This window comes from Listeria rocourtiae subsp. hofi, assembly GCF_963575615.1.
In the GTDB taxonomy this organism is placed as follows: Bacteria; Bacillota; Bacilli; order Lactobacillales; family Listeriaceae; genus Listeria_A; species Listeria_A hofi.
Window position 1 is genome coordinate 39,825 of the sequence record NZ_CAUYTL010000026.1, and the last position, 11,077, is coordinate 50,901.

General features: G+C 40.0%; 13 protein-coding genes, 1 rRNA gene and 1 pseudogene. 13 read left to right on the plus strand and 2 right to left on the minus strand.

Translation table 11 applies throughout. The annotated features are described in order from the left end of the window. The first annotated feature begins 61 nt into the window (after nucleotides 1–61). From R8925_RS11390 to R8925_RS11410, 5 genes are all read left to right on the plus strand, one after another. The gene (locus R8925_RS11390; RefSeq protein WP_430535974.1) at nucleotides 62–379 is read left to right on the plus strand and encodes a hypothetical protein; all 318 of its coding nucleotides are present in this window, start codon (nucleotides 62–64) and stop codon (nucleotides 377–379) included. 382 nt (nucleotides 380–761) lie between these two features. Then, nucleotides 762–944: a hypothetical protein gene (locus R8925_RS11395; RefSeq protein ID WP_430535975.1), complete on the plus strand. Its 183-nt coding sequence runs from the start codon at nucleotides 762–764 to the stop codon at nucleotides 942–944. Between the two features lie 108 nt (nucleotides 945–1,052). Continuing rightward, entirely contained in the window at nucleotides 1,053–1,862 is an 810-nt protein-coding gene (locus tag R8925_RS11400; RefSeq protein ID WP_430535976.1) for an SDH family Clp fold serine proteinase, read from the plus strand. Nucleotides 1,863–2,254: 392 nt separating this feature from the next. Continuing rightward, nucleotides 2,255–2,370: ribosomal RNA gene (gene rrf, locus R8925_RS11405) — 5S ribosomal RNA — on the plus strand. Nucleotides 2,371–2,447: 77 nt separating this feature from the next. Continuing rightward, complete coding sequence (locus R8925_RS11410; RefSeq protein WP_430535977.1) at nucleotides 2,448–3,527, plus strand: winged helix DNA-binding domain-containing protein; 1,080 nt, start codon at nucleotides 2,448–2,450, stop codon at nucleotides 3,525–3,527. A gap of 39 nt (nucleotides 3,528–3,566) precedes the next feature. Here the strand turns inward: R8925_RS11410 and R8925_RS11415 are convergent, their stop codons facing one another. Further along, nucleotides 3,567–4,460, minus strand: a complete 894-nt coding sequence (locus tag R8925_RS11415) for an acetamidase/formamidase family protein (RefSeq protein ID WP_430535978.1) — start codon at nucleotides 4,458–4,460, stop codon at nucleotides 3,567–3,569. 345 nt (nucleotides 4,461–4,805) lie between these two features. On the opposite strand from R8925_RS11415, the gene R8925_RS11420 reads away from it, so the two are divergent. The 8 genes from R8925_RS11420 (at nucleotide 4,806) to R8925_RS11455 (ending at nucleotide 10,839) form a co-directional block, all read left to right on the plus strand. After that, nucleotides 4,806–5,645, plus strand: coding sequence for an energy-coupling factor ABC transporter ATP-binding protein (locus R8925_RS11420; protein ID WP_430535979.1), 840 nt, complete (start codon nucleotides 4,806–4,808; stop codon nucleotides 5,643–5,645). Next, entirely contained in the window at nucleotides 5,621–6,493 is an 873-nt protein-coding gene (locus R8925_RS11425; protein WP_430535980.1) for an energy-coupling factor ABC transporter ATP-binding protein, read from the plus strand. The genes R8925_RS11420 and R8925_RS11425 overlap by 25 nt, the downstream gene beginning before the upstream one ends. Beyond that, nucleotides 6,490–7,287 carry an energy-coupling factor transporter transmembrane component T family protein gene (locus tag R8925_RS11430; protein WP_430535981.1) on the plus strand — a complete coding sequence of 266 codons (798 nt, stop codon included), beginning with the start codon at nucleotides 6,490–6,492 and terminating at the stop codon, nucleotides 7,285–7,287. The genes R8925_RS11425 and R8925_RS11430 overlap by 4 nt, the downstream gene beginning before the upstream one ends. Before the next feature lie 15 nt (nucleotides 7,288–7,302). Beyond that, nucleotides 7,303–8,043: a tRNA pseudouridine(38-40) synthase TruA gene (gene truA / locus R8925_RS11435; RefSeq protein ID WP_430535982.1), complete on the plus strand. Its 741-nt coding sequence runs from the start codon at nucleotides 7,303–7,305 to the stop codon at nucleotides 8,041–8,043. Nucleotides 8,044–8,252: 209 nt separating this feature from the next. Next, nucleotides 8,253–8,690, plus strand: a complete 438-nt coding sequence (gene rplM / locus R8925_RS11440; protein ID WP_036073495.1) for a 50S ribosomal protein L13 — start codon at nucleotides 8,253–8,255, stop codon at nucleotides 8,688–8,690. 21 nt (nucleotides 8,691–8,711) lie between these two features. Continuing rightward, nucleotides 8,712–9,104, plus strand: coding sequence for a 30S ribosomal protein S9 (gene rpsI / locus R8925_RS11445; protein ID WP_036065752.1), 393 nt, complete (start codon nucleotides 8,712–8,714; stop codon nucleotides 9,102–9,104). A gap of 76 nt (nucleotides 9,105–9,180) precedes the next feature. Further along, nucleotides 9,181–9,747 (plus strand): DUF6630 family protein, encoded by a 567-nt coding sequence (locus R8925_RS11450; protein WP_430535983.1) that lies wholly within the window; start codon nucleotides 9,181–9,183, stop codon nucleotides 9,745–9,747. 114 nt (nucleotides 9,748–9,861) lie between these two features. Continuing rightward, complete coding sequence (locus R8925_RS11455) at nucleotides 9,862–10,839, plus strand: tRNA dihydrouridine synthase (protein WP_430535984.1); 978 nt, start codon at nucleotides 9,862–9,864, stop codon at nucleotides 10,837–10,839. Nucleotides 10,840–10,886: 47 nt separating this feature from the next. Here the strand turns inward: R8925_RS11455 and R8925_RS11460 are convergent. Continuing rightward, nucleotides 10,887–11,077 (minus strand): annotated as a pseudogene (locus R8925_RS11460) (IS256 family transposase); the annotation flags it as partial.

The window sequence follows — 11,077 nt, forward strand, 5'->3', positions numbered from 1 at the left end:
GCTAGCTGGTGTCTTTGTTTTATTACATAAATGAGGGCACATGAAGTAGGAGGTATTTTCAGTGAATGAGGAATTGAATACATTAGAGCAATTATTTTCAGAGCTTCTTAGCATCGTGAAACAGAGTGGAGGTAGTGAATACACCCCGCAGATTAGAACTATAGAGAGTATCTTAAGCTGTTTGAGAGATAATGAATTTAGCGATATTTCCAAAATAGAATATGTGGTTTCGGCTCATAGAGAACTTTATCCCCCAAGAGGTGGGTTATCAGAATTTTTCATTTGGGATAATGATTTTCAAACAAGAAAGCAATTAAATGAGCCGCTAGATACAGTTCGAGATAATATTTGGGGGATTTTGAAACAGTATAGCGTGTAGCTGTTAGCACTGATAAAATAGCGATATGAATATTGGTCCTGAATTAATTTTCTGGGCTTTTTTATTTTTGAGGATTTTTAAATTTTATTAAAATAATATAAATAAATTTATTGGTAAAAGGGTATTATAAAATCAATAAAAAAATATTAAATTTTATTTTTCTATTTTTAGAAAAAAACTAGCAGGCTAAAAGTACACTATTTGTGTATTGCTACGAGAGCGGAGAGGTGGTAGTATACTCAATTGAGTAATTAAATGAGTCAAGACTGCCTACGTTCCAAAATAGAATAAAATCCGAGCTCGTGTGCGCGAATGGAGGTGTATTTACATTTTATTGAAATGATTGTATAGTTAGGTTTATAGGAGAAGGAGGTTTTTAATAATGCTATATTCATTTAAAGAGATTGAAAGGCAATTACAAAAATATGAAGAGTCTATTGAGAAAGAAGAGCATGTAAGCGCCATTAAAACAGCTAGTAGCTCTTCTCTGAACAAAAAAAATGATAAATATAATAACGTATTTAAGCAAGGTTCATCAATCAATGGTTCATTAATGAATCTATAAAGGGAGAGGTTAAAAATTCCAAGCGCGCTAGATATAGAAAATGAGATTATTCGTTTAAACGGGGATCGTGCTAGTATTTTAAATAAGTATATAACGGAACTATCTGAGATGACAGGAAGAAATGTAGTGGTATATTACTCAGGTTTTCTTCAACAGCAGAATGCTGGATCTAATTTAGTAAGCATAAATGATGCGGATATGAGTGGATTTATGTCTGTATTCTATGGGCTTGATTATTCGAAAGGGTTGGATATCGTATTGCATACACCTGGAGGGGATATAGGTGCAACCGAGGCTATCGTAAATTATATTAAATCCTTATTTGGGAACGATTTTAGAATCATTGTGCCCCATACTGCATTTTCTGCGGGTACAATGATTGCTTGTGCTTCAAAAGAAATATTAATGGCAAAACATTCTAATTTAGGGCCGATTGACCCACAATTGGGAGCTTTAGCTTGCCAAGCGATAGTAAATGAAGTGGAGAAAGCTAAAGCTGATATAAATGCATCGGTAAATAATAGATTTTTATGGGAGCCTATATTGTCTAAGTACTCTCCTACGCTGATAGATACCTGCGAAAAGGCAATAGAATTATCAGATGAGATGGTTACTAAGTGGTTAGGTGAAAATATGTTCTGCGAAGATAGCGATTCTTTAAATAGAGCAAAAGAAGTAGTTAAGTTTTTAGGTAGTAGAAATGAGCAGAAAATGCATTCAAGGCATATAAATAAGGATAAAGCAAGAGAATATGGTTTGAAAATAGTTGATATTGAAGATAATCAAAATCTTCAAGATGCTATTTTAAGTTTACATCACATAGTCAGAATAATTCTTGAACAAACTGAAATCGTGAAGATTATACAGAATCAAAACGGTGGCGACTATATTTTAGTAAACAATGAATCGACGAACTAAACTTCTATTCTTGGATTTAGGCATATCTTGCATACTTAATCAATGATTGATTTTAGCGCTTCACAAAAACACCAGAGTGTTAACTGGTGTTTTTAATTTACATATATAATAGGAAGAAATAAATAAAATATGATGGAGATTAAAATAAGTGTTTACAATCAATTATAATCATGCTATTATAGTTCCAGTGACCAAGGTCACTATTTGGTCACCGATTTTAACAATATTGATTTTCTTTTTTTGTTATCAAACGCAAGATACATTGATACAATGCGATTTGTACATAATGAATAATAACGAAAAATAAGGGATCATAAGGTGTTACCTTCCATGGTAAGGAAGAGGTCACCAGTTCGAATCTGGTTGGAAGCTTAGTATATGTATAAATAATGTCTGGTGATTATTGCGAGAAGGTCACACCCGTTCCCATCCCGAACACGGAAGTTAAGTTTCTCAGCGTCGATGGTAGTAGGGGGCTTCCCCCTGTGAGAGTAGATCGTTGCCAGGCAATTGATGTATGATAGTCTATGAAATCGTAATTGATTTGTAGACTATTTTTTTATGTTTTGATTGGAGGTGGATGTTTTGGATTTGAATAGAATTAGGAACACGCGGATTGCTAATTCGGGATTAGGGAATTCCTTTGAGTTGGTGGAGAATTGCGTGGCTAGTTTGATAGGGATTCAGGCGCAGTATCAGCAGTTTGGTGAGATTAGTCTGTTTCATCGTGTGAATGGTTTGTCGAGGGATATGTTGGATGAGAAGTATAGTAGGAATGAGATTATTAAACTATGGGGACAACGGACGACTGTGCATTTGTATGTCCCGGAAGATTGGAGTAATTTGCATGCCATTTATTCACCTCGCAGGACATGGGTTAGGAAGCATTGTGAGGAACTAGGTGTTGATTTGGATGAGTTATTGGACCGAATCGATGTGCTTGGAAGGTCACAACGCTTTGTATCAAAAGAGGAGCTGGCTGTTTTGATGGGAAATCAGGCCAAAAAATTGATGACTTGGGGAGGGGTCTTGATTGAATCTTCTTTGCTGGGTCAGATTTATGCTGTGCCGGAAAGGCCTAGTACGAAATTTTATGCACATCGAAAATGGGTGGATGGGATTTCGACTGAGAAATGGTTAGCTGACTTGGATGGATACGAACTGGATCGTCTTTTACATCGGTATTTGACTTGCTATGGTCCTGCTACTTTGGCTGATTTTAAGCATTGGAGTGGTCTTCCTAATTATGCTTTGATGAATGCTTTTCATAGGATTGAGGATGGGCTGGAACGGTTTGACGTGGATGGTAAGGTTTATTATTATCCAGAGGGACATATGGATTTTGCCAAGTGTGATCTAATGCCACAAGTGAAGTTACTCGGAAAATTCGATCCGTTGTTTGTGAGTTTTGCAGATAAGGGATGGCTGGTGGATATTAAGTATGAGAAAGAGATTTGGCGGGCAGCGGGTCACATCGAGGCAGTAATGCTGATTGACGGAGTGGTTCGTGGGACATGGCGTTATGCTATAAAAGGCGAGACTATACGGTTTACTTGTTATGCTTTTGAGCGGATTTCAGCGAAGGATAAGAGTAGAATTGTTACTGAAGCAGAGCGTTTAGCACGGTTTTTAGGGAAGCAGTTGCAGGAAGTAGTGTATGAATGAAAAACACAACCGATATGACGCCTCGATTGTGTTTGCTGATTATAAAAATGGATTTTCAGACCAATATTGGATTGGTAGTTCCATACGTACGGTCTTGTTTGGATCGACAACTTGGCAGATTCGTAGGTCACCTGCTAATGATAATAGCATGATGGCTTCTGATGGTGTTACTCTAGTTGCGTCTGTCAAAAGTTGAACCATGCTTTTTGTTGCGATTTTGCTTGCTTCATCAAGTGTTGGTGCTGATGCAATCGTGATAATCTTGTCCTCACTGATTAAACTTGGTGTTGGCCAGTTTTTTCCTTTAACTACTTGGAGTCGCATTGTGATTTGGCTAGCGATTTCTGCGCCTGAAACGGATACTTCACCATCTGCCATTGCGGCATGTACGTCACCAATAGCTAACAGGGCGCCAGAGACGTTTACGGGAAGGAATAGTGTTACGCCTTCTTTAATCTCTTTGCAATCCATGTTGCCACCGTGTGCTTCTGGTGTGCCACATGAGATGGGTTTTCCAGCCGGTGCTGTACCGATAACGCCAATCATTTTGTTTAGAGGAATAGCAATTTCTTTTGAAAATATAAGCTTGTCATTTACAATTGGGAAGCGACGAATAGTATTCTCTATTAGGTCATCGCCAAGTACGCCTAATTCTGGCCCTGTTAGCATAGTTGCATCGCCAATTAATTGAATTTTCTCTATAGTTACAGCCAGTATGTCTCCAGGTTCTGCGTCTTTAATGAAGATAGGTCCAGTTGCTGGGTTCACTCGATTCCAATCAAGTCGGTGGAATGGCTGATATTCGGATTTTATTTGGTTTTCAAAGCAGTCGTATGTTTCGATAGTTACAACTGCACCGTTATCAACTGTCATGCTTGGTGTTGCATTCTTATCCATTGCATAAATAACGTGCTGTTTCGTCATGGGGTGCATCAAAAATTCTCCTTTCTTCTGTATTTGTAGTACTTCAAGTAACAATGAATAAATGCTATTTTATTTGGTTACTTTGATAAAGTATAGCATCTCTCTAAATCGAAGTACATGGACATATTGTGAACAGTTTGAGTCGTATTGTTTGCTTTTTCGGGATATTTTTGCTTTGAGGCTTAGAACTGTATTTGGAAGAGCAGATATACTGCAATTTTGATGCATCTTTCAATAGGATTGAGTGAGAAAAGTTGTAGTTGTCATTGCTTGGGAGAACCTTCCTTTGCGTGAGGTGTTTTTTTGTACTATAATAGGCATGGTATAGGATCGTTTGAGAGTGAGGTGTACGTGATGTCGGATGGTTTTGTCAAATTAGATCACGTTAGTTATAAATATGAGGACGAAAATGATTTTGCGGTTAAGGATGTTTCTTTTACGGTGAAAAGGGGCGAGTGGTTGGCACTGGTTGGTCATAATGGCTCAGGTAAGTCAACAATTGCGAAACTTTTGAATGGGTTGTTGTTTCCGACAGAAGGAATGGTTAAAATTGGTCATTTTAAGCTAGGTGAGAAGACGATTTGGGAGATTCGCAAACAGGTCGGAATGGTATTTCAAAATCCGGATAATCAGTTTGTTGGTGCGACGGTACAGGATGATGTGGCGTTTGGTCTCGAGAATCACGGAGTTCCGCATGAATTGATGGTAAAACGTGTGGAAAATGCGCTAGAAGAGGTTGGAATGCAACGGTATGCGTTACATGAGCCATCGCGTCTTTCGGGCGGTCAGAAGCAACGTGTGGCGATTGCTGGAGTTCTTGCTTTACAGCCGAATGTAATTATTTTGGATGAAGCGACGTCGATGCTTGATCCGCGCGGGCGTGCCGAGGTAATGGAAACAATTCGGGTGATGCGGGAACGGGAGGCGATTACGGTAATCTCGATTACGCATGATTTGGACGAGGTCGTGATGGCGGATCGGGTTATTGTGATGAACAAAGGTGTGCGTCATTTGGAAGGAACGCCAAGGGAGGTTTTTGCGCAGGCGGATGAAATGCGACGAATCGGGCTTGGTGTGCCTTTTATAACATCATTACAGGAAAAATTGGAGCAGTCAGGTGTTGCGCTATCGGATCGGAGTTTGATGGAAGGGGCGTTGATGGAGCAGTTATGGACATTACATTCGAACAAGTAGGTTTTTGTTATCAGAAAAATTCTCCTTTTGAGACGCGTGCGCTTCAAGACGTTAATGTGACAATTGAATCGGGGAGTTATACAGCGATTATTGGGCATACGGGTTCTGGGAAATCGACTTTGTTGCAACATTTGAATGCGTTACTATTGCCAACAGAGGGTACGGTGACGCTTGGTGATCGTGTTATTAAGGCAGGCGAGAAGCAAAAAGGATTACGTGATTTGCGAGAGCTTGTTGGGATTGTTTTTCAGTTTCCAGAGGCGCAGTTATTTGAAGAGACGGTGGAAAAAGATATTTGTTTTGGTCCGCTTAATTTTGGTGTGTCGGAAGAGGATGCAAAGGCGAGAGCGCGAAAAGTGATTGTCGAGGTTGGACTGACGGAGGAAATTTTGACTCGTTCGCCGTTTGAACTTTCTGGTGGTCAGATGCGGCGTGTAGCGATTGCTGGCGTTTTGGCAATGGATCCACGGGTTTTGGTACTTGATGAACCAACAGCAGGCCTTGATCCGAATGGACGCAAGGAGATTATGGAAATGTTTGCAGCGCTGCATCAAACAAAGGGGCTGACGACGATTCTTGTGACGCATAGCATGGAAGATACAGCAGCTTATGCAGAAAAAGTAATCTTGATGAAAGCTGGTACAGTGCAACAGGTCGCGACACCTCGGGAAATTTTTAGTAAGCCGGATGTTTTGACGGATTTAGGGCTATCGGTTCCTGATGTGGTACATTTTCAACGGCGTTTTGAGGAACGGTTTGCGGTGAAGCTTGGTAAGACATGTTTGACGATTGATGAATTAGTGAAAGAAATGCTACCACATCTTGGGAAGGACGTGGCCAGCCAATGATGGAGAAGATGATTCTCGGTCGTTTTATTCCCGGCGAATCATGGTTACATCGTCTCGATCCTCGTGCAAAAATTACAGCTGTGATGTATTTTATTATCATTGTGTTTCTCGCAAATAACTGGCTTACATATGCGTTACTATTTGTATTTGTACTGAGTTTGCTATTTGCGTCGCGTGTGCCATTTATGTTCTTTATTAAAGGGCTACAACCGGTGTTTTGGCTGATTATTTTGACGTTGCTGTTGCAAGTGTTTTTTACACAAGGTGGGACGACGTATTTTGAGTGGGGTCCGATTCATGTGACGAGCCTTGGGTTGATGAATGGAGCGATGATTTTTGCGCGGTTTGTATTGATTATTTTCATGACGACACTTTTGACGCTCACAACGAGTCCTATCGAGTTGACGGATGGGATTGAGAGTATGTTAGCATTATTGCGATTTGTACGCTTTCCTGTCCATGAATTAGCGCTAATGCTTAGTATTGCGCTTCGATTCATTCCGACGCTGATGGATGAAACGGAGAAAATTATGAAGGCACAAAAGGCTCGTGGGGTTGAGTTTTCGAGTGGCCCGCTAAAGGATCGGATGAAGGCGGTTGTGCCACTGCTCGTGCCACTTTTTATCAGTGCTTTTAAACGAGCGGAGGATTTGGCGATAGCGATGGAAGCTCGTGGTTATCGTGGCGGGAAAGGCAGAACGAAGTTTAGACTGCTTGCGTGGCGATTTTCAGATACATTTTTGCTAGTGATGATGTTGGTTGTAACGGCATTGTTAGTTTGGCTGCGATCATAAGAAGAGGTGTGACAAATGAAGCGATTTAAAGCAATAATTCAATATGATGGAACCAATTTTGTTGGGTACCAGATTCAGCCGAACGGTCGAACAGTGCAAGAGGAGATAGAAAAAGCGCTATTGCGGATGCATAAAGGTGAAGTGGTGAAGATAATCGGTTCTGGGAGAACGGATACGGGTGTTCATGCAAAAGGCCAAGTGATTCATTTTGATTCACCACTTGCAATTCCACCTATCAAATATAGAAAAGCTTTGCAGACTTTCACGCCGTATGATATTAGTATTGTTTCTGTGGAGGAAGTGGCGCCAGATTTTCACGCGCGTTTTGGGACGACGGGAAAAGAATATCGTTATTTTGTGAATCGTTCAGAGTTTTTTGACCCCTTTGCACGGCATTTTACACTCCATTTTCCATATGAATTAGATATTCCATTGATGCGTGAAGCGGCGGATGTTTTGACTGGTGAGCATGATTTTACGAGTTTTTGTGCGGCTGGTTCGAGTCGTGAGGACAAGGTTCGGACGATTTATTCGATTGATGTCATTGAAGAGGAAGACACGTTAATTTTTGCTTTTCAAGGAAATGGCTTTTTGTATAATATGGTTCGGATTTTAGTTGGCACGTTACTCGATGTTGGACAAGGCAGATTGACAGTAGCGCAGGTGAAGGCGAATTTGGAAGCGCGAGACCGTACTCAAGGCGCAAAAACGGCTCCACCACAAGGATTATACTTATGGGAAGTTTATTACGAGTAATGTTTTGAAAAAAAATACGTAATCGCATTGACTTTTGATGATAAAAACTGTATTATTGACTATGGTATTGTTTGCCCCACAATAAGCCCCGGAAGGTTGTTGTGTTGAACAAAACAATGGAACTTTTAATAAATCAAATCGAAAAGCAGATCGTGGGCTATGGAACAGTTTACAGATCGCATTTTTCTTAAAATCTAGGAGGGAAAATTATGCGTACGACTTATATGGCAAAAACAGGCGAAGTAGAACGTAAATGGTATGTTATTGACGCTACAGATATTCCGCTTGGCCGTTTATCTAGTGAAGTAGCTTCAATCTTACGTGGTAAAATCAAGCCACAATTTACTCCTCATGTTGATACAGGGGACTTCGTAATTATTATTAATGCAGGTAAAATTGCTCTAACAGGTAAAAAAGCAACAGACAAAATTTACTACCGTCACTCTCAATATCCAGGCGGTTTGAAATCACGTACAGCAGGTGACCTACGTACGAATAATCCAGAGAGATTACTTGAACTTTCTATCAAAGGAATGCTTCCAAAGAATTCTCTAGGACGTCAAATTTTCAAGAAATTACACGTTTATGGTGGTGCTGAGCACGAACATGCAGCACAAAAACCAGAAGTGTATCAATTACGCGGATAATTAGAAGAGGAGGGAAATATAGTGGCTCAAGTACAATATTATGGAACAGGTCGTCGTAAAAGCTCAGTAGCTCGTGTACGTTTAGTACCAGGCGATGGCAAAGTAGTTATCAACGGTAGAGATTGGGAAGATTACATTCCATTCGCGGCTCTTCGCGAAGTTATTAAACAACCATTAGTTGCAACTGAAACTCTAGGGAACTATGATGTTTTAGTAAACGTAAACGGTGGTGGTTATACTGGTCAAGCTGGAGCAATTCGTCACGGTATTTCACGTGCATTGCTACAAGTTGCACCAGATTACCGTTCTCCATTAAAACGTGCAGGTCTATTAACTCGTGACCCACGTATGAAAGAACGTAAGAAACCAGGACTTAAAGGCGCGCGTCGTGCACCTCAGTTCTCAAAACGTTAAGAAAAATTTTTCAAGACTCTCATCTTTTGGATGGGGGTCTTTTCTAGCCTATTTTAAATTTGGGTGGGGGATAATAATGGGGATGTTTGATTTCTTTACGAAGAAAACATTAGATTTGGGTGAAGTTGACTATAGTAAGCTGATAGAGATTTCAAGGATTTTAAGTAATGACAATAGAGCATTAGTTGATGATGCTACTTTGATGGCGGATGATTATGAAAAATTTCAGCAAGCGCATAAAAAATGGTGTTCGGAAATGTGGGAAGACTCATTAGATAGACATAATGCGCGATTGTTAATTGCTGCGTACTGGTTTGTTGGTTATGAAACAGCGCATCGGTTTGGGGCTTACATTGATTGGAAAGAAGAGACCGAAGATATCTTGTGGCAACTTAAAAGCGCGATTGATAGCTTAGGTTATTCACTTCATCTCAATAAAATTGTTTTTACAGGGGAAGAATTTACTGATGAGGCGTTGGATAAGATAAATGCGTATTTTTTGGTGGAAGGCTATACGTTAGTAACGCTTGATACGGATAGTGATTGTTATCATCTTTTTATTGTTCCTAATGAGAAACTGGATAGGTTGATTTATTTGGGACAGTCGATTGGTTATACGTTTTTCTATAATTATAAGAATTAAGTTTTGCAGGAAATGAAAAATGGTGATTGATGCTATTGATTTTTTCTAGTATTATTAGTAGAATAACCATGTTTTTATGAAAGTAACAGAGTTTAGTGAAATGGAGATTGAATCATGTCAACTAATTTTTGGGCAGAGTTGCCGAAGCCTTTTTTTGTTTTAGCACCGATGGAAGATGTGACGGATGTTGTTTTTCGCCATGTTGTGAAAACAGCGGCTGCCCCTGATGTATTTTTTACTGAGTTTACGAATTCGGATAGTTATTGTCATCCTGATGGTATCGAGAGCGTGAGAGGACGTTTAGTTTTTACGGAGGATGAACAACCGATTGTGGCTCATATTTGGGGTGATAAGCCTGAATTTTTCCGAGAGATGAGCATTGGCATGGCTGAAATGGGTTTTAAAGGTATTGATATTAATATGGGGTGCCCTGTTCCGAATGTGGCTAGACGTGGCAAAGGTAGTGGGTTGATTCTACGGCCAGAAGTGGCGGCTGAATTGATTGAAGCAGCCAAGGCAGGGGGCATACCGGTGAGTGTGAAAACACGGATTGGTTATGAAGCGTTGGAAGAATTGGAGAGCTGGATTACTCATTTACTGAAGCAAGATATTGCAAATTTATCTGTTCATCTGCGCACGCGTAAAGAGATGAGTAAGGTCGATGCGCATTGGGAAGTAATTCCTCAGATTATGGCGATTCGAGATCGTGTTGCCCCTAAAACGTTGATTACAATTAATGGGGATATTCCAGATCGTGAAAAAGGATTGGAACTTGCTGAAAAATATAGTGTAGACGGCATTATGATTGGGCGAGGTATTTTTAAAAATCCGTTTGCATTTGAAAAAGAGAAGGAAGAACACACAGCGCAGGAACTGCTCGGATTATTGGAATTGCAATTAGATTTGCAAGATGAATTTGCTGAGCAGGTTCCACGCTCCATTGCTGGGTTACATCGATTCTTTAAGGTTTATGTTAAAGGTTTTCCGGGTGCCAATGATCTTAGAATTAGGTTAATGGACACAAAATCTACCGAAGAAGCGAGACGAGTATTGGCCAATTTTCAAAAGCAGCATGCGCTTGATGAAACTTAACGAAAATTAGATAAGAAGAAAAAGGGTTTGTCAAGAAAAGTGTGTAATTAAGAAATAGAAATGTAATGTGACACACGGTCCTTGAGAGAATCCAAAACAAGGAGCTGGTTCATGACGAGCGACCAGTTTTGAACATGTCCCTCTGCCCATTTCGTATGGAATTCTTTTACGCGTAAATAAAGGACTTTTAGTAAGGCGTTTTCCTGCGGGAAGGCGCCTTTCTTCGTGACTTTTCGAA

Excerpts from the sequence above, each read along its gene's own strand:
- R8925_RS11395 (WP_430535975.1), top strand. The coding sequence starts at position 762 with ATGCTATATTCATTTAAAGAGATTGAAAGGCAATTACAAAAATATGAA.
- R8925_RS11400 (WP_430535976.1), top strand. The coding sequence starts at position 1,053 with ATGACAGGAAGAAATGTAGTGGTATATTACTCAGGTTTTCTTCAACAG.
- R8925_RS11415 (WP_430535978.1), bottom strand. The coding sequence starts at position 4,460 with ATGCACCCCATGACGAAACAGCACGTTATTTATGCAATGGATAAGAAT.
- R8925_RS11420 (WP_430535979.1), top strand. The coding sequence starts at position 4,806 with ATGTCGGATGGTTTTGTCAAATTAGATCACGTTAGTTATAAATATGAG.
- R8925_RS11425 (WP_430535980.1), top strand. The coding sequence starts at position 5,621 with ATGGACATTACATTCGAACAAGTAGGTTTTTGTTATCAGAAAAATTCT.
- R8925_RS11430 (WP_430535981.1), top strand. The coding sequence starts at position 6,490 with ATGATGGAGAAGATGATTCTCGGTCGTTTTATTCCCGGCGAATCATGG.
- truA (WP_430535982.1), top strand. The coding sequence starts at position 7,303 with ATGAAGCGATTTAAAGCAATAATTCAATATGATGGAACCAATTTTGTT.
- rplM (WP_036073495.1), top strand. The coding sequence starts at position 8,253 with ATGCGTACGACTTATATGGCAAAAACAGGCGAAGTAGAACGTAAATGG.
- R8925_RS11450 (WP_430535983.1), top strand. The coding sequence starts at position 9,181 with ATGGGGATGTTTGATTTCTTTACGAAGAAAACATTAGATTTGGGTGAA.
- R8925_RS11455 (WP_430535984.1), top strand. The coding sequence starts at position 9,862 with ATGTCAACTAATTTTTGGGCAGAGTTGCCGAAGCCTTTTTTTGTTTTA.